The 16,749-nt window shown below is 62.7% G+C and carries 16 protein-coding genes; 6 read left to right on the forward strand and 10 right to left on the reverse strand.

Annotated elements, in window-relative coordinates; genetic code table 11:
- Window positions 1-2 precede the first annotated feature (2 nt).
- Window positions 3-455 carry a GNAT family N-acetyltransferase gene (locus FQ668_RS24090; protein WP_014592633.1) on the forward strand — a complete coding sequence of 151 codons (453 nt, stop codon included), beginning with the start codon at window positions 3-5 and terminating at the stop codon, window positions 453-455.
- 25 nt (window positions 456-480) lie between these two features.
- Here FQ668_RS24090 and FQ668_RS24095 read toward each other — a convergent pair whose 3' ends face one another.
- The 9 genes from FQ668_RS24095 to tkt form a co-directional block, all read right to left on the reverse strand.
- Window positions 481-777 carry a helix-turn-helix domain-containing protein gene (locus FQ668_RS24095; RefSeq protein ID WP_003249396.1) on the reverse strand — a complete coding sequence of 99 codons (297 nt, stop codon included), beginning with the start codon at window positions 775-777 and terminating at the stop codon, window positions 481-483.
- Window positions 778-789: 12 nt separating this feature from the next.
- A complete protein-coding gene (locus FQ668_RS24100) occupies window positions 790-1,290 on the reverse strand; it encodes a M48 family metallopeptidase (RefSeq protein WP_026031844.1) in 501 nt (166 codons plus the stop codon).
- Between the two features lie 39 nt (window positions 1,291-1,329).
- Complete coding sequence (locus FQ668_RS24105) at window positions 1,330-3,456, reverse strand: bifunctional diguanylate cyclase/phosphodiesterase (RefSeq protein ID WP_019437229.1); 2,127 nt, start codon at window positions 3,454-3,456, stop codon at window positions 1,330-1,332.
- A 212-nt stretch (window positions 3,457-3,668) separates the two neighbouring features.
- Complete coding sequence (fba, locus tag FQ668_RS24110; protein ID WP_010955535.1) at window positions 3,669-4,733, reverse strand: class II fructose-bisphosphate aldolase; 1,065 nt, start codon at window positions 4,731-4,733, stop codon at window positions 3,669-3,671.
- 100 nt (window positions 4,734-4,833) lie between these two features.
- On the reverse strand, window positions 4,834-5,163 hold the full coding sequence (locus tag FQ668_RS24115; RefSeq protein WP_003249387.1) for an MliC family protein: 330 nt from the start codon (window positions 5,161-5,163) through the stop codon (window positions 4,834-4,836).
- Window positions 5,164-5,241: 78 nt separating this feature from the next.
- Window positions 5,242-5,493, reverse strand: coding sequence for a hypothetical protein (locus FQ668_RS24120; protein ID WP_019437228.1), 252 nt, complete (start codon window positions 5,491-5,493; stop codon window positions 5,242-5,244).
- Window positions 5,493-6,656 (reverse strand): phosphoglycerate kinase, encoded by a 1,164-nt coding sequence (locus tag FQ668_RS24125; RefSeq protein WP_014592638.1) that lies wholly within the window; start codon window positions 6,654-6,656, stop codon window positions 5,493-5,495. Before FQ668_RS24125 ends, FQ668_RS24120 begins: the two co-directional genes overlap by 1 nt.
- Before the next feature lie 12 nt (window positions 6,657-6,668).
- Window positions 6,669-7,727, reverse strand: coding sequence for an erythrose-4-phosphate dehydrogenase (gene epd / locus FQ668_RS24130; RefSeq protein ID WP_014592639.1), 1,059 nt, complete (start codon window positions 7,725-7,727; stop codon window positions 6,669-6,671).
- A 151-nt stretch (window positions 7,728-7,878) separates the two neighbouring features.
- Window positions 7,879-9,876 (reverse strand): transketolase, encoded by a 1,998-nt coding sequence (gene tkt, locus FQ668_RS24135; RefSeq protein WP_019436740.1) that lies wholly within the window; start codon window positions 9,874-9,876, stop codon window positions 7,879-7,881.
- Window positions 9,877-10,127: 251 nt separating this feature from the next.
- On the opposite strand from tkt, the gene FQ668_RS24140 reads away from it, so the two are divergent.
- From FQ668_RS24140 to FQ668_RS24155, 4 genes are all read left to right on the forward strand, one after another.
- A complete protein-coding gene (locus FQ668_RS24140; RefSeq protein WP_003249377.1) occupies window positions 10,128-11,120 on the forward strand; it encodes a metalloregulator ArsR/SmtB family transcription factor in 993 nt (330 codons plus the stop codon).
- An 18-nt stretch (window positions 11,121-11,138) separates the two neighbouring features.
- A complete protein-coding gene (metK, locus tag FQ668_RS24145; protein ID WP_003249375.1) occupies window positions 11,139-12,329 on the forward strand; it encodes a methionine adenosyltransferase in 1,191 nt (396 codons plus the stop codon).
- Between the two features lie 228 nt (window positions 12,330-12,557).
- Window positions 12,558-14,258 carry an NAD-dependent DNA ligase LigB gene (gene ligB, locus FQ668_RS24150; RefSeq protein WP_019436741.1) on the forward strand — a complete coding sequence of 567 codons (1,701 nt, stop codon included), beginning with the start codon at window positions 12,558-12,560 and terminating at the stop codon, window positions 14,256-14,258.
- A gap of 132 nt (window positions 14,259-14,390) precedes the next feature.
- Window positions 14,391-14,783, forward strand: coding sequence for a DUF1090 domain-containing protein (locus tag FQ668_RS24155; protein WP_003249372.1), 393 nt, complete (start codon window positions 14,391-14,393; stop codon window positions 14,781-14,783).
- Window positions 14,784-14,971: 188 nt separating this feature from the next.
- Here FQ668_RS24155 and FQ668_RS24160 read toward each other — a convergent pair whose 3' ends face one another.
- Window positions 14,972-15,430: a cytochrome c gene (locus tag FQ668_RS24160; RefSeq protein ID WP_019436742.1), complete on the reverse strand. Its 459-nt coding sequence runs from the start codon at window positions 15,428-15,430 to the stop codon at window positions 14,972-14,974.
- A gap of 119 nt (window positions 15,431-15,549) precedes the next feature.
- Between FQ668_RS24160 and FQ668_RS24165 the strand changes: the two genes are divergently transcribed.
- The gene (locus FQ668_RS24165; RefSeq protein ID WP_019436743.1) at window positions 15,550-16,701 is read left to right on the forward strand and encodes a murein transglycosylase A; all 1,152 of its coding nucleotides are present in this window, start codon (window positions 15,550-15,552) and stop codon (window positions 16,699-16,701) included.
- Window positions 16,702-16,749: the final 48 nt, after the last annotated feature.

Consider the following 16,749-nt stretch of genomic DNA (forward strand, 5'->3'; position numbering starts at 1 on the left):
CCATGTCAATCGACTGGATCTGCAAGCACCACACCGACCTCGGCAAGGAGCAGCTCTATGCCATTTTGCAGCTACGCACTGAAGTACTCGTGGTGGAGCAGCGCCACGCCTACCAGGAAGTCGATGGTCAGGACCTGACTGGCGATACCCTGCACCTCATGGCCTGGCAGGAAGACAAGCTGGTCGCCTACCTGCGCCTGCTGGATCCGCAGTCACAAGGTGGGGATGTGGTGATCGGACGAGTGGTGACATCAGCGCAGGCGCGAGGTTTGCAGCTCGAAGAAAGCTTGCTGCTCAAGGGGCTGGAGGCGGCGGAACATTGTTGGCCGGGGGTGCCGGTTTATCTGTCGGCTCCGGCGCATTTACAGGCGTTTTATGCCCGCCATGGGTTTGCGGTGGTGAGCGAGGAGTCTTTGGAGAACGGCATCGCATCTATTGGAATGCGCAAGGGATGAGCCCGCCCTGTGCGGGCTTTGCACATCAGGGGTAACCCAGCACTTCGCGGATCTGCCGCAAGTGACGGATGATCCACTGCTTGTCGATCGCCCCCCAGTCATGAATGCGATAATGCCCGGCGTGGTTGCGTGCGCCCTCCTGCTGTTCGAACTCGCAGACGATGTCCAGGTCGGCCAGCGCGGCGATAGTGTCCTGAGCGGTGCGACGGGGCATGCCGGTGGCCTCCATCAGGGCGGGCACGCTGGTCGCGGTCTGGCTATCGATCAGCCAGGCCACGTACAGGCGGCGGTAGAAGCTGCTCTTGGTCTTGCTCACTTCCATGCTGCATGTTCCTTAGAGGTTGCCTGGCAGCTCCCGGTAGGTCAGGTAGACGCGCAGGTCGAATTCCAGTTGGTGATAGTCCGGCTCCATGTGCTGGCAGAGCTGGTAGAACGCCTTGTTGTGATCTCGCTCGCGCAGGTGCGCCAACTCGTGCACAACAATCATGCGCAAGAACTGTGGCGCGGCCTCCTTGAACAGCGAGGCAATGCGGATTTCCTTCTTCGCCTTGAGCTTGCCGCCCTGCACCCGCGACACCGCCGTGTTCAAACCCAGGGCCCGATGCGTCAGATCGAGGCGGCTGTCGAACAGCACCTTGTCCAGGTTTGGCGCACTTCGCAGGTACTGTTGGCGCAGATCCTGGGCATAGCCATACAACGCCTTGTCGTTTTGCACGTCATGGCGGTCAGGGTAACGGCGCTGCAGGTATTCACCCAGGCGGTCGCTGTCGATCATCTTCCGCACCTGCTCCTGCAGGTGCGGGGGGTAGGCTTGCAAGTAACGTAGTACGGTCATGGCGCTGTATTCGGCGTAACGAATGCCGATTCTAGCCAATCACAGCCCTGGCCAGGAGAAAATTGCCGGGAAGCCGCTAGCATCAGTCGCGGTCATCGGATAAGCCACCAGGAAACCCTGAACGTATTCGCAACCATTGGCCTTGAGCCAGGCTGCCTGCGCCGGGGTCTCCACACCCTCGGCGATCACCGTGATACGGTAGTCGGCGCACAGGCCGATCACGCTGCGAACCAACGCAGCATCTACCGCCGAATCGGGCAGACGCGCCACCAGATGACGGTCGAGCTTGAGTGTGTCGATAGGCAGGTCGCGCAGCATGCGCAACGAACAGTCACCCGCACCGAAGTCATCCAGGGCCACCCTCACGCCCAGCTCACGCAAGCGGTGGATCTGTTTGACGGCCGCATCAATGTTATACATCAGCGACGTTTCCGCCACTTCCACCTCCAACTGCGTCGGGACAAGCTGGTAAAGCTGGATGACCCGTTGCAGTTCTTCGACCAGGCCAGGCATGACGAACTGCGCGCGGCTCAGGCTGATGCCGAGCACAAGGTCGGGCGGAAACCGGTCGTACCAGGCCTGCCGCTGGGCGGCCCCTTGGCGGTAGATCCAGCTGGCCAGACGGTTGATCAGACGCGCTTCTTCCAGCAACGGGATGAACAGCCCCGGCGGCACATCGCCAACGCTGGGGTGCTGCCAGCGCAGCAAGGCCTCGAAACCACGCAGGCGACCATCGTGGAAGGCGACCTGTGGCTGGTACACCAAGGTAAAGTCCTGCTGCTCGATGGCCGTGCGCACGCTGTCCTCGAGCATCAATCGCGATCGCGCCCGTCCGTTGAGTTCCTGGTCGTAGAAGCGGTATTGCTGACGCCCCGCTTGTTTGGCTGCGTACATCGCTGCATCGGCCGAACGCAGCAGGCCTTCAACATTGGCGCCGCAGTCCGGGTAGGTGGCAATGCCGATGCTGACCCCAAGGCACACATCGAGCCCGTCGACCTCATGGCTGATGGAAACACGCTCGAGCAACCGTTCGGCAAAACGCCCGGCCTGCTCCGGGTAGGGCAAGCTGTCGAACAGTGCAGTGAACTCATCGCCGCCCATACGCGCCAGCAAGGCCTCACTGCCCAGGCAGTCCTTGAGCTGCTCGGCCACCCAGCGCAACACCCGATCGCCCGCGTCGTGGCCGAGCGAGTCGTTGATGCGCTTGAAGCCATCCAGGTCCATGTACATCAGCGCCTGCGCCTTGTCCGAGCGCTCGTTGCGCAACAGAGCACCTTCAGCCGCCTGGTAGAAACCACGGCGGTTGAGCAGGCCGGTGAGCGGGTCAGTAATGGCCTGGTATTCCAGCTGTTGGTGCAAGTTACGCACTACCGACATGTCCAGCACGGTCACCACCATCGCCTGTTGGTCGGCAGGCAACGGCGCACAGGACAGCGCCACCGGCACAAGCTCACCGCCTTGGGTACGCAGTTGGGCATCGTGTACGCGGAAGATCTGCCGCCCTTGGTAGGCCTTGTAGAAGTCCGACTCGCGCCACAGGCTGGTACTGGTCAGTTGCACAACGTCGAGCAATTGGGTGCCCTGCAGGTGTTGCACCGGTGCCGCCAGCAAACGGGAAATGGCCGGATTGGCAAAACTGATGATGCCATGGGCATCAACCACCAGAATGCCTTCGGCGGCATTTTCCAGGATGGACGCATTGAATGCCCTGGCCGTCTCCAGCTCGCGACTCAGCTGCTGCAGCATGCGCCGGTTGCGCTGCTGGTCGAGCAGCGCCTGGACCTTGGGCTTGAGGATTTGCGGGTCGAACGGTTTGAACATGTAGTCCACGGCGCCGCTGGCGTAGCCTTTGAGCACGGCCGCTTCGGACTGTTCGTTGGCGGTGAGGAAAATGATCGGGGTCAGTCGGGTACGCTGATTGCCGCGCATCAGCCGGGCGACTTCAAAGCCGTCCATTTCCGGCATCTGTACATCCATCAACACCAGGTCGACTTCGTATTCAAGCAACGCGCTCAAGGCTTCTATCCCAGAGCTTGCCGTCAATACTTGCCAATCCTGCCGAGCCAGCAAGGCCCGCATGCTGATGAGGTTCTCGGGGTAGTCGTCTACCACCAGAAGAACTGAGCTGCCATCCAGTGGCTGCTGTTGAGGGTGAGCGCCATCCATGCTGCTTCTCTGTTATGTGACCGACTTCAAAATACGGTTGGATCCATTAGTACTCTAGACCTGAGGCTGCAACAAGCAATGCAATCAGAACGCTATCAATGGTCAAACTGTACGGTAGCCGACTAACGGTCGGTCTGCCGTAAATATGGACAGGTTTCCATCGCCCATAAAAAAACCCGCATCACTGCGGGCTTTTCAGGGTTACCTGTCGATCAGTTGACCTTGGCGGCCAGTTCACCTTTCAGGTAGCGCTGGTACATACCTTCCAAAGAGATCGGCTTGATCTTCGAAGCATTGCCTGCGGTGCCGAAGGCTTCATAACGTGCGATGCACACGTCGCGCATGGCCTTGATGGTTTCACCGAAGAACTTGCGTGGGTCGAACTCGCTCGGGTTCTGCGCCATCAGACGGCGCATGGCACCGGTAGAGGCCAGACGCAGGTCGGTATCGATGTTGACCTTGCGCACGCCATGCTTGATGCCTTCAACGATTTCTTCGACCGGTACACCGTAGGTTTCTTTGATGTCGCCGCCGTACTGGTTGATGATCGCCAGCCACTCTTGCGGTACCGAGGACGAACCGTGCATCACCAGGTGGGTGTTGGGGATGCGCTTGTGGATTTCCTTGATACGATCGATGGCCAGCACGTCACCGGTTGGTGGCTTGGTGAACTTGTAGGCACCGTGGCTGGTACCGATGGCGATCGCCAGGGCGTCGACCTGGGTCTTCTTGACGAAGTCGGCGGCTTCTTCCGGGTCGGTCAGCATCTGGCTGTGATCCAGCACGCCTTCGGCGCCGATCCCGTCTTCTTCACCGGCCATGCCGGTTTCCAGCGAACCCAGGCAGCCCAGTTCGCCTTCAACCGAAACGCCGCAGGCGTGAGCCATGGCAACGGTCTGCTGGGTAACGCGGACGTTGTACTCGTAGTCGGTCGGGGTCTTGCCGTCTTCACCCAGCGAGCCGTCCATCATGACCGAGCTGAAGCCCAGCTGGATCGAGCGCTGGCAGACGTCAGGGCTGGTACCGTGGTCCTGGTGCATGCACACCGGGATGTGCGGGAACTCTTCGATGGCAGCCAGGATCAGGTGGCGCAGGAATGGCGCACCAGCGTATTTGCGGGCACCGGCCGAAGCCTGAACGATCACCGGGGAGTCGGTCTTGTCGGCCGCTTCCATGATGGCGCGCATCTGCTCGAGGTTGTTGACGTTGAAAGCTGGTACGCCGTAGCCGAACTCGGCGGCGTGGTCCAGCATCTGGCGCATGCTAATGAGTGCCATTGTGTATCTCTCTCCCGACAAGCGTCGTTTGTTTCGTGCAAGCCTGCCGCAGGGGCGGTTGCTGTTCAAGTAGTGTGGGCCACCCTCGCGGCCCGGCCAGTCACGGTGCCTTGCAGCCCCGCCCAATCAGATCGTTGGTTGCCACCCAATACACCAGGCCTTCTTCGCCCTTGGTGTGGAAGGCCAGCATGCCATCGCTGTACAGCGCACCCGAGGCACCCGGTTCAGCCTTGAGCCGGTACACCTGGTCGCCGCCGCCAAGGCGCACGTCAACCTGGTCACGTTGCGCATCGGCGAAGCGCCAAAGCACCTCAGCCTGGGTGTCGCAGACCCAACGGGTCCAGTTGTCTGCCGGGGCCGGTTGCGTCGGCTGCAGCAGTGAGCATCCTGCCAGTGTCGCCAGGGCCGTCACGGCCAAAAGCGCTTTCATTCAGTTTCCTCGATTTGGGGCTGCTGTGCAGCCCTTCCTCAAGACCACAAATCAACGTTCAGGTTGCCTATTACCCGATCAAGGGCAACCCGGCGCCTTGCGCTGGTGGTCTTCGTCGTACTTTTCCAGGCCTTCCGGGCCCACGCGCTTGCCGATGACCGGCACAGTCTCGGCCTGCCATTCGGACTGGTAGCAACCGCCCTTGTGCGACTGCGCCGGGTCGGTATCCGAGGCCGGGCTGCCCGCGCAAGCGCTCAGCAGACCGGCCAGCATCATCACAGGCAATTGTTTGACCACCAGGCCACTCCCTTTGCCAAGCGCCGACGTCATCAGGCCTTGGCCCGCTCTTCCAGGATTGCCACAGCTGGCAGGACCTTGCCCTCGACGAACTCGAGGAAGGCGCCACCACCGGTAGAAATGTAGGAGATTTCATTGCTGACGCCATATTTGTCGATGGCTGCCAGGGTGTCACCGCCACCGGCGATGGAAAACGCGGCGCTGTCGGCGATGGCCTTGGCCAGTACCTTGGTGCCGTTGCCGAACTGATCGAATTCGAACACGCCAACCGGGCCGTTCCACAGAATGGTTTTCGACGACTTCAGCAGCTCGGCGAAGTTGGCCGCGGTCTGCGGGCCGATGTCCAGGATCATGTCGTCGGCAGCTACATCGGCAATGGCTTTGACAGTAGCTTCGGCGCTCTCGGCGAACTCTTTGGCAACCACCACGTCGACTGGCAGCGGCACGCTGACCTTGGCGGCAATGGCCTTGGCGGTATCGACCAGGTCAGGCTCGTACAGCGACTTGCCCACCGGGTGGCCGGCAGCGGCCAGGAAGGTGTTGGCAATACCGCCACCGACGATCAGCTGGTCGCAAACACTGCTCAGGCTGTTCAGCACGTCCAGTTTGGTGGAAACCTTGGAGCCGGCAACGATGGCCGCCATTGGCTTGGCCGGGGCCTTCAGGGCCTTGCCCAAGGCATCCAGTTCGGCTGCCAGCAATGGGCCGGCAGCGGCAACCTTGGCGAACTTGGCGACGCCATGGGTCGAGCCTTCGGCGCGGTGTGCGGTGCCGAAAGCGTCCATGACGAATACGTCGCACAGGGCAGCGTACTTCTGCGCCAGCTCGTCGGCGTTCTTTTTCTCGCCCTTGTTGAAGCGCACGTTCTCGAACAGCACCAGTTCACCGGCCTGTACCGCGACACCGTCCAGGTAGTCGGCAACCAGCGGCACGTCACGGCCCAGGGCCTTGCTCAGGTAATCGGCGACCGGCTTGAGGCTGTTCTCGGCAGAGAATTCGCCTTCTGTCGGGCGGCCCAGGTGCGAGCAGACCATTACCGCTGCGCCCTTCTCCAGGGCCAGCCTGATGGTCGGCAGCGCTGCCTGGATACGCGCATCGCTGGCTACCACACCGTCCTTCACAGGCACGTTGAGGTCTTCGCGGATCAGTACGCGCTTACCTTGCAGGTCGAGGTCGGTCATCTTCAACACGGTCATGAATGCAGTCCTTCAGGGCTGTTTGGTGCGGGTTGGGTGAACGACGTGCAGAAAGTGTTCGGCAACGTCGAGCATACGGTTGGCAAAACCCCATTCGTTGTCGAACCAGGCCAGCAGGTTTACCAGGCGGGGCCCGGAAACACGCGTCTGGCTGGCATCGACGATCGCCGAATGCGGGTCATGGTTGAAATCACAGCTGGCGTGCGGCAGCTCGGTGTAAGCCAGCAAGCCTTTAAGCGGACCTTCCAGCGCGGCCTCGCGCAGCACTCGGTTGACTTCGGCCGCACTGGTGTCGCGGGCGGTCTGCAGGGTGATGTCCAGGCACGAGACGTTGACGGTCGGTACACGTACCGCTTTGGCCTGGATTCGCCCGGCAAGTTCCGGAAGCAGGCGCTCGATGCCACGCGCCAGGCCAGTGGACACGGGGATCACCGACTGGAAGGCCGAGCGCGTGCGGCGCAGGTCCTCGTGGTGATAGGCATCGATCACCGGCTGGTCGTTCATCGCCGAGTGGATGGTGGTGATCTGCACGTATTCGATGCCGAACGCCTGATCCAGCACACGCAGCAGCGGCACGCCGCAGTTGGTGGTGCACGAGGCGTTGGACACCAGGCGCTCGCTGCCGGTTAGGCAGGCCTGGTTGATGCCATAGACCACCGTGGCGTCAACGTCGGCCTCGCTGGCCATGGGCTGCGAGAACAGCACCCTTGGCGCACCGGCGTCGAGAAAACGCTGGCCATCGGCACGGGTGTTATAGGCACCGGAACACTCCAGCACCAGGTCGATGCCCAGCGCAGCCCAGTCGATGCCTTCGGGGGTGGCACTGCGCATTACCTTCACGCAGTCGCCATTGATGTGCAGACAGTCGCCGTCGACCTTGACCTCGCCGGGAAAACGCCCGTGGGTGGAGTCGAAGCGTGTCAGGTATTCCAGGCTGGCCTGATCGGCCAGATCGTTCAGCGCGACGATCTCGAAACCGGCCTTTGCCCCCCGCTCGAACAGCGCGCGCAGGACACAGCGGCCGATACGGCCATAACCGTTGAGTGCAACTTTGTAGGGACGGTGGGGCATTCGGGGCTCACGAGACAGTTCAATTGTCGTCAGCCTGCGGAATTTGCGGTGTGGCATTCGCGGGCAAGCCCGCTCCCACAGGGTTTCATGCAACCTCTGTGGGAGCGGGCTTGCCCGCGAATGAAGGCGACACCGCCCGCAGATCTTTAAATCAGTCTTCCAGCAGCTCTTCGGCAGTACCGAGGATGTTCTCCAGGGTGAAGCCGAACTCTTCGAACAAAGCCGAAGCCGGCGCCGACTCACCGTAGGTGGTCATGCCGATGATACGACCTTCCAGGCCGACGTACTTGTACCAGAAGTCGGCGTGGGCAGCTTCGATGGCGATGCGCGCACCGACTTCCAGCGGCAGCACGGACTGCTTGTAGGCAGCGTCCTGGGCATCGAACACGCTGGTGCACGGCATGGAAACCACGCGCACCTTGCGGCCTTGCTCGGTCAGCTTGTCGAAGGCCTGAACAGCCAGACCCACTTCGGAACCGGTGGCGATCAGAATCAGTTCGGGCTCGCCGGCGCAGTCCTTGAGCACATAGCCACCGCGGCTGATGTCGGCGATCTGCTGGGCATCGCGGTCCTGGTGCTGCAGGTTCTGGCGCGAGAAGATCAGCGCCGATGGGCCGTCCTTGCGCTCCAGGGCGTTTTTCCAGGACACGGCGGATTCCACCGCGTCGGCCGGGCGCCAGGTGTCCAGGTTCGGGGTGCTGCGCAGGCTGGTCAGCTGCTCGATCGGCTGGTGCGTCGGGCCGTCTTCGCCCAGACCGATGGAGTCGTGGGTGTACACGTGGATCACGCGCTGCTTCATCAGGGCCGACATGCGCACGGCGTTACGGGCGTATTCCATGAACATCAGGAAGGTCGCGCCGTAAGGCACCAGGCCACCGTGCAGGGCAACGCCGTTCATGATGGCGGTCATGCCGAACTCGCGCACGCCGTAGAACACGTAGTTGCCGCTGGCGTCATTGGCTTCGACGCCCTTGCAACCTTTCCACAGGGTCAGGTTGGAGCCGGCCAGGTCCGCCGAACCACCGAGGAACTCCGGCAGCAGCGGACCGAAGGCGTTCAGGGCGTTCTGGCTGGCCTTGCGGCTGGCGATGGTTTCGCCTTTGGCAGCCACTTCATTGATGTAGGCCTGGGCCTTTTCGCTGAAGTCGGCCGGCAGCTCGCCGCTGGCACGGCGCTTGAACTCGGCAGCCAGCTCCGGGTAGGCCTTGGCGTAGGCGTCGAAGCGCTGGTTCCACTCGGCTTCAACCTTGGTACCGGCGGCCTTGGCATCCCACTCGGCGTAGATGTCGGCCGGGATTTCGAACGGGCCGTGGTTCCAGTTCAGGGCCTGGCGGGTCAGGGCGATTTCGTCGTTGCCCAGCGGGGCGCCGTGGCAGTCTTCCTTGCCCTGCTTGTTCGGCGAACCGAAACCGATGGTGGTCTTGCAGCAGATCAGGGTCGGGCGATCGCTCTTGCGGGCGGTCTCGATGGCCATCTTGATTTCTTCGGCATCGTGGCCGTCGACGTTACGGATCACCTGCCAGTTGTAGGCTTCGAAGCGCGCCGGGGTGTTGTCGGTGAACCAGCCGTGCACTTCGCCGTCGATGGAGATGCCATTGTCATCGTAGAAGGCGATCAGCTTGTTCAGGCCCAGGGTGCCGGCCAGCGAGGCGACTTCATGGGAGATACCTTCCATCATGCAGCCGTCGCCGAGGAACACGTAGGTGTTGTGGTCGACGATGGTATGGCCGTCACGGTTGAACTGGGCAGCCAGTACTTTCTCGGCCAGGGCGAAGCCCACGGCGTTGGCGATACCCTGGCCGAGCGGGCCGGTGGTGGTCTCGACGCCTGGGGTGTAGCCGTACTCCGGGTGGCCCGGGGTGCGGCTGTGCAGTTGGCGGAAGCCTTTGATGTCATCGATGGTGACGTCGTAGCCGGTCAGGTGCAGCAGCGAGTAGATCAGCATCGAACCGTGGCCGTTGGACAGCACGAAGCGGTCACGGTCGGCGAAGCTCGGGTTGCTCGGGTTGTGCTTCAGGTAGTCGCGCCAAAGCACTTCGGCGATATCCGCCATGCCCATGGGGGCACCTGGGTGGCCGCTGTTGGCCTTTTGCACGGCATCCATGCTGAGGGCACGAATGGCGTTGGCACGTTCACGACGGCTGGGCATCGCTGATCTCCTAGGGGGCTTGAATAGGTGGTGTCACGAAAAAGGCGGCCATTTTCGCCCACTGGGGGCGCTTGGGGCAAACATTTAAGCGCCAAGCGCCAGCTTTAAGCCGCAACTGAAGAAGCAGAGCGCGACTCGGGGCGCCCCAAAGCGTGTAACTTGTGGCTTTCGGCTTGCAGCTCATCGCCAATATCAAAACTTTTTGATATTGGCCTTGCTAGGGCATCGATGCCTGTCTAGACTGCCGCCCCATGAATCTGCGTGCGCAATCGATCCCCGAGCAACGCGAAACATTGGCCGCCCTGTGCAAAGCCAGTGGCGATGCGCTGCGCCTGAACGTATTGCGCGCCCTGGCCAACGACTCGTTCGGCGTGCTGGAGCTGGCGCAGATCTTCGACATCGGCCAGTCGGGCATGAGCCATCACCTCAAGGTGCTGGCTCAGGCCGACCTCGTGGCAACCCGCCGCGAAGGCAATGCCATCTTCTACCGCCGTGCCCTGCCCGATGGCCTGCGCCTGGGTGGCCGGCTGCACGCGGCACTGCTCGAAGAAGTCGACGACCTGGCCCTGCCGCCCGATGTGCAGGCGCGCATAGCCCATGTCCAGCAGCGACGGGCAGCCACCAGCCAGGACTTCTTCCTGCGCGTGGAAGAGAAGTTCCGTGCCCAGCAGGACCTGATCGCCGGCCTTCCGCAGTACCGCGACAGCCTGCTGGCGCTGCTCGACAAACTGCATTTCGACCCGGCTGCCAGCGCGCTGGAAGTCGGCCCCGGCGACGGTGGCTTCCTGCCCGACCTGGCCCGGCGCTTCGCCCAGGTCACCGCTCTGGACAACAGCCCTACCATGCTCGAGCTTGCGCGCCAGGTGTGCCAGCGCGAAGGGCTCGACAACGTGAACCTGCAGTTGGCCGATGCACTGGGTGCAACGGATGTGGCCGCCGACTGCGTTGTGCTGAACATGGTGCTGCACCATTTCAGCGACCCGGCCCTGGCCTTGCGCCAGCTGGCCAAACGGGTGAAGGCAGGCGGCAGCCTGCTGGTCACCGAACTGTGCAGCCATGACCAGGGGTGGGCGCGCGAAGCCTGCGGCGACCTCTGGCTGGGCTTCGAACAGGACGACCTGGCGCGCTGGGCCAATGCTGCCGGGCTGGCCCATGCGGACAGCCTGTACGTGGGCTTGCGTAACGGTTTCCAGATCCAGGTCCGCCATTTTCAGCGGACGGCTGGCGACATACACCATCGGTAAATTTCAGGAACCTTCGAGATGAGCGAATACTCCCTTTTCACCTCCGAGTCCGTGTCCGAAGGGCATCCGGACAAGATCGCCGACCAGATTTCGGACGCCGTCCTTGATGCCATCATCGCTCAGGACAAATACGCCCGCGTAGCCTGCGAAACCCTGGTCAAGACCGGTGTCGCCATCATCGCCGGCGAAGTCACCACTTCGGCCTGGGTCGACCTGGAAGACCTGGTGCGCAAAGTCATCATCGACATCGGCTACAACAGCTCCGACGTCGGCTTCGACGGCGCCACCTGCGCCGTGATGAACATCATCGGCAAACAGTCGGTAGACATCGCCCAGGGCGTGGACCGCTCCAAGCCGGAAGACCAGGGCGCCGGTGACCAGGGCCTGATGTTCGGCTACGCCAGCAACGAAACCGAAGTCCTGATGCCTGCACCGATCTGCTTCTCGCACCGTCTGGTAGAACGCCAGGCCGAGGCGCGCAAGTCCGGCCTGCTGCCATGGCTGCGCCCGGATGCCAAGTCGCAGGTCACCTGTCGCTACGAGAACGGCAAAGTGGTCGGTATCGACGCCGTGGTGCTGTCGACCCAGCACAACCCGGAGGTTTCGCAGAAAGACTTGCAAGAAGCCGTGATGGAGCTGATCGTCAAGCACACCCTGCCGGCCGAACTGCTGCACAAAGGCACCCAGTACCACATCAACCCGACCGGCAACTTCATCATCGGTGGCCCGGTGGGTGACTGCGGCCTGACTGGCCGCAAGATCATCGTCGACTCTTACGGCGGCATGGCCCGTCACGGGGGTGGCGCGTTCTCCGGCAAGGACCCGTCCAAGGTCGACCGTTCCGCCGCCTACGCCGGCCGCTACGTGGCCAAGAACATCGTCGCCGCCGGCCTGGCCGAGCGTTGCGAGATCCAGGTGTCGTACGCCATTGGCGTGGCCCAGCCGACGTCCATCTCGATCAACACCTTCGGTACCGGCAAGGTCTCCGACGACAAGATCATCCAGCTGGTGCGCGAATGCTTCGACCTGCGTCCGTACGCCATCACCACCATGCTCGACCTGCTGCACCCGATGTATCAGGAAACCGCTGCCTACGGCCACTTCGGCCGCACCCCGCAGCAGAAGACTGTCGGCGACGACACCTTCACCACCTTCACCTGGGAGCGCACCGACCGCGCCCAGTCGCTGCGTGACGCTGCCGGCCTGTAAGCGTCCTGCAGCGCCAGACGAAAGCCCCTGCCGAGCGATCGGCAGGGGCTTTTTTGTGCCTGTCACGGCATTTTCATCGCCCGTGAGATCGAGCGCCGCGCTCGTTTCTTGCTCCGCCTCGGGATTGGAGACGAGCACCAGCGAAATATCACCTGACAACTGCACGCGCCGCCCGCCCCGCCACCCGCCTACGCTAAGCGCTTCCCCGCCATGCAAGGATGCCAGGCCATGCCGTACCTGTTGTTGTTCGCCCTGCTATTTGTGCTGAACACCCCATTGGCCAGGGCTGCTTCATGCCCACACTGGAACCCGCAACAGGCCGAGGCCGAAGTTGCGCAACTGCGCGCCACGCTTGCCCGATGGGACGAGCACTACCATCGCCAGGGCATAGCTCTGGTGGCCGACGAACTGTACGACCAGAGCCGCGAGCGCCTGAACCACCTGCAGCAGTGCTTCGCGGTTGGCACCAGCCCCTCTCCCCTGGCCAGTGCTCGCGGCCCGGTCCCCCACCCCGTACCGCATACCGGCGTCGACAAGCTGGCAGACCGCCAGGCCGTGGCGCGATGGATGGCCGGCAAGACCGGCGTGTGGGTACAACCCAAGGTCGACGGCGTAGCCGTTTCCCTCACCTACCAACAGGGCCGATTGGTGCAGTTGACCAGCCGGGGGGACGGTGTACACGGCCATGACTGGAGCCGACACATCAAACAGCTCGGCGCTGTCACCCGGCAGTTGCCTGAGGCGGTCGACCTGCACTTGCAAGGTGAGCTGTATCTGCGCCTGAACGATCATGTACAAGCCAAGGCCGGCAGTGCCAACGCCCGGGGTACCGTGGCAGGGCTGCTCGCACGCAAGCAACTGACTGGCGAACAAGGCAACGCTATCGGCCTGTTCGTGTGGGGCTGGCCGCACGGCCCCGAGCAACAGGCCGAACGCCTCGCCCAACTGGCACGGCTGGGGTTTCCGGACAGCCAGCTTTACAGCATCGCCATCGACACGCTGGAGGATGCAGCACACTGGCGCGAGCACTGGTATCGCTCTGCTCTGCCCTTCGCCACCGACGGTGTGATCCTGCGCCAGGGCAGTCGGCCACCTGCCGAGCGCTGGCAGGCCAAGGCACCCTACTGGATCGCGGCCTGGAAGTACCCCTATGCACAAGCCTTGGCCGAAGTACGCGACGTGCGCTTTCGGGTCGGCCGCACTGGCAGGGTCACGCCCGTTCTTCACGTGCAACCCGTTACCCTCGATGACCGGCGCATTACCCAAGTCAGCCTTGGGTCGCTGGCGCGCTGGCAACGCCTGGATATTCGCCCCGGCGATCAGGTGGCCATCAGCCTTGCCGGGCTGACCATTCCGCGGCTCGAACACGTCGTGCACCGCGCTGTAGAGCGCCAACCGATAACCGCACCAGCACCCGACCAGCATCATGCCCACAGCTGCTGGCGGGCCAGCGAGGGCTGTGATGAGCAGTTCATTGCCCGACTTACCTGGCTTGGCGGTAAACAGGGCCTGGCCTTGCCACGCACCGGGCCCGGCACATGGCGTCGGCTGGTCGAAGCTGGCTTGGTAACGTCCATGACCGACTGGCTGCAACTCGATGCCGAACGCCTGCAGCAGGCCCGCGGCATCAGCAGGCTCACTGCAGCACACCTGATGGGCAGTTTCGACGAAGCCCGCTCACGGCCAGTCGATCAGTGGCTGCGCGCCCTTGGCGTGCCCATTGGCAAGCATTTGCCACTGACTGGCGACTGGCAGGCGCTGGCCTCACGCAATGCCGAGCAATGGCAAACCGTGCCCGGCATCGGCGCAAAACGCTCGCACCAACTTGTGGAATTTTTCGCGGCCTCCGAGGTGCAAGCCATTGCCGCACAGTTGGCCGACGCCGGCATAGAAGGTTTCCGGCCCCCACCCCAGCGCATTGAGCAATGATTTTTTACCAAATAGTGCGTAGGAAAAACCCGAGACTCCGGCAGAAAACCTCACCAAGGGTTTCTAAATGGGCAAAACCAAGGCAGGATTTCCCCCAACTTTTGCTGCCCCGCCCCGTTAGGGAGGCTTTTCATGAAACGTATTTCGACTCTTTTCCTGCTCGCAACACTGGGCCTGGCCGCGGGTACTGCTCAGGCTGCCCAGCCCGATGCCGGCCTGACCGGTTGCGCCGCCAAGCGCAGCGCCATCGAAAACCAGCTGAAAATTGCCCGTGACCACGGCAACAGCGACCAGGTGGCAGGGCTGGAGGAAGCCCTGCGCGGTGTGGACAACTGCACCGACGCCAGCCTGCGCAAGGAACGTGAGCAGAAGGTGCTCGATGCGCGTCACGAAGTGGCGCAGCGGGAAAAGGACTTGAAGAAGGCAGAGAAGAAAGGCGACGCCGAGAAGATCAACAAGCGCAAGGACAAGCTGGCCGAGTCGCGTAAAGAGCTGCAGGAAGCGGTCGACGATCTCGACCGCTAAGGCATCTGGCCGGCAAGCCTGGTCTTTGTGGGAGCGGCCTTGTGTCGCGATAGGGCCGCGCGGCGGCTCCAGCTATGCATGCATTTTTGCTGAAATCCTGGGGCCGCTGAGCGGCCCTATCGCGACACAAGGCCGCTCCCACAGGAATCTGTACAAGCCCCGAAGGTTTGCGCGAACAGCACAGCCATTCAATGATTACGAAATTCGCTATGACAGGCCTTGCACGCAGCCTCGACATTGTCCATCGGTTCCTTCAGTTGCGCAGCATCCAGTGGCTGGTTGCGGGTGACATCGACCAGTTCGCCGGTGACGCCCTCAAGCTGCCGGGCCAGGTCATGGAACCGCGCCTGGCGCTCCCACACTTCGGCACGGGCGGCGCTGTCACCACCATCGCGCACCTGTGGAAAATGCTGCCACGGCTGATGCGACAGGCTGTCCAGCTTCAGCGCACCGTCGGCAAACTTCACCCCGTCGAACGGCAATCGGCCACGCAGCATGCCGCCGAGGTCCTCGCTGGTCTTGAGCATGTCCTTGAAGATCACCTTGCGTTTGCCCAGCGGCGAGTTCGGGTCAACCCGGTCGCAACCCGTCAGAGCCCCTCCCAGGGCAAGTGCTGCCAGCAGAACAACGGTCAATCGCTTAAACATCACGCTCACTTCGGCCTACGCAAATGGGCGGCCAGTATCGCTGCCCCTGGGCCAAACACCAATAGCCACATAAAAGACAGGGGCGAACCTTCATGTTCGCTCATGACAGGAATGCACACATGAAATCTGCCCTGCGCCACCTGGCCTGGACACTGCCGGTGCTGGCTTTGCTGGCCGGCTGCAACGGCGGCGAGAGCGCCAAGCCCGAGCCCCACGCTGTCGCCACCTATGCCCCGGCCACTTGGAAAGACTTGCCGGCCGTCAGCGATGAAGACCTGCTGGCAGGCTTTTATGCATGGCGCAACGGCTGCGAAAAACTCAAGCGCGACCCGGTGTGGGCCGCCACCTGCGAAGCGGCCGGCAGCGCCACAGCCAGCGCCACCCAAGTGCGAACCTTCCTTGAACAGAACCTGCAGGTGTACGGCCTGCGCTCTGCACAGAACAATGCCAACGGCCTGATTACCGGCTACTACGAGCCGGTCTACCCAGGCAGCCTGAGCCAATCGGCAACCAACCATGTGGCGGTCTACGGCATCCCTGATGACATGATCGTGGTCGACCTGGCCAGCGTGTACCCCGAACTGAAGGGCAAACGCCTGCGCGGCCGTCTGGAGGGTCGGGTGCTCAAGCCCTACGACACGGCCGAAGTCATCAACCGTAACGGCGTCAAGGCACCGGTGCTGGCCTGGCTGACCGACCCGATGGACCTGCAATTCCTGCAGATCCAGGGGTCTGGCCGGGTGCAACTGGAAGACGGTCGTCAACTGCGCCTGGGCTACGCCGACCAGAACGGCCACCCCTATCGGCCGATCGGCCGCTGGCTGGTGGAGCAGGGTCAGCTGAAAAAAGAAGAAGTGAGCATGGGCGCCATTCATGCCTGGGCCCAGGCCAACCCGCAGCGCGTACCAGAGCTGCTGGCCAGCAACCCCAGCTACGTATTCTTCAGCACCCGCCCGGACAGTAACGAAGGCCCGCGCGGCTCGCTGAACGTACCGCTTACCGCCGGCTACAGCGTGGCCATCGACCGCAAGGTGATTCCCCTGGGCAGCTTGTTGTGGCTGTCTACCACACGCCCGGACGGCTCGCCGGTGGTACGACCGGTTGGCGCGCAGGACACCGGCGGGGCGATTACCGGCGAAGTGCGTGCCGACCTGTTCTGGGGCACCGGCCCGGAAGCCGGCGAACTGGCCGGGAACATGAAGCAGCAAGGGCAGATCTGGATGCTGTGGCCCAAGGGCCAGCCACTGCCTGAGGTACCCAAGGTACCGTGATCGTTGTGGCCATCCTCGCGGGGGCTGCCCGCAAAGATGGCCAGCCGG

This window comes from Pseudomonas sp. Kh14 (genome assembly GCF_900291005.1).
Taxonomy (GTDB): Bacteria; Pseudomonadota; Gammaproteobacteria; order Pseudomonadales; family Pseudomonadaceae; genus Aquipseudomonas; species Aquipseudomonas alloputida.

Bases quoted from the DNA above. Each gene is read 5' to 3' on its own strand.
- FQ668_RS24165 (WP_019436743.1), top strand. From the start codon at position 15,550: ATGAAATCTGCCCTGCGCCACCTGGCCTGGACACTGCCGGTGCTGGCT.
- FQ668_RS24105 (WP_019437229.1), bottom strand. From the start codon at position 3,456: ATGGATGGCGCTCACCCTCAACAGCAGCCACTGGATGGCAGCTCAGTT.
- tkt (WP_019436740.1), bottom strand. From the start codon at position 9,876: ATGCCCAGCCGTCGTGAACGTGCCAACGCCATTCGTGCCCTCAGCATG.
- FQ668_RS24140 (WP_003249377.1), top strand. From the start codon at position 10,128: ATGAATCTGCGTGCGCAATCGATCCCCGAGCAACGCGAAACATTGGCC.
- FQ668_RS24155 (WP_003249372.1), top strand. From the start codon at position 14,391: ATGAAACGTATTTCGACTCTTTTCCTGCTCGCAACACTGGGCCTGGCC.
- FQ668_RS24120 (WP_019437228.1), bottom strand. From the start codon at position 5,493: ATGACGTCGGCGCTTGGCAAAGGGAGTGGCCTGGTGGTCAAACAATTG.
- FQ668_RS24090 (WP_014592633.1), top strand. From the start codon at position 3: ATGTCAATCGACTGGATCTGCAAGCACCACACCGACCTCGGCAAGGAG.
- FQ668_RS24095 (WP_003249396.1), bottom strand. From the start codon at position 777: ATGGAAGTGAGCAAGACCAAGAGCAGCTTCTACCGCCGCCTGTACGTG.
- ligB (WP_019436741.1), top strand. From the start codon at position 12,558: ATGCCGTACCTGTTGTTGTTCGCCCTGCTATTTGTGCTGAACACCCCA.
- FQ668_RS24100 (WP_026031844.1), bottom strand. From the start codon at position 1,290: ATGACCGTACTACGTTACTTGCAAGCCTACCCCCCGCACCTGCAGGAG.
- FQ668_RS24160 (WP_019436742.1), bottom strand. From the start codon at position 15,430: ATGTTTAAGCGATTGACCGTTGTTCTGCTGGCAGCACTTGCCCTGGGA.
- FQ668_RS24125 (WP_014592638.1), bottom strand. From the start codon at position 6,656: ATGACCGTGTTGAAGATGACCGACCTCGACCTGCAAGGTAAGCGCGTA.
- metK (WP_003249375.1), top strand. From the start codon at position 11,139: ATGAGCGAATACTCCCTTTTCACCTCCGAGTCCGTGTCCGAAGGGCAT.
- FQ668_RS24115 (WP_003249387.1), bottom strand. From the start codon at position 5,163: ATGAAAGCGCTTTTGGCCGTGACGGCCCTGGCGACACTGGCAGGATGC.
- fba (WP_010955535.1), bottom strand. From the start codon at position 4,733: ATGGCACTCATTAGCATGCGCCAGATGCTGGACCACGCCGCCGAGTTC.
- epd (WP_014592639.1), bottom strand. From the start codon at position 7,727: ATGCCCCACCGTCCCTACAAAGTTGCACTCAACGGTTATGGCCGTATC.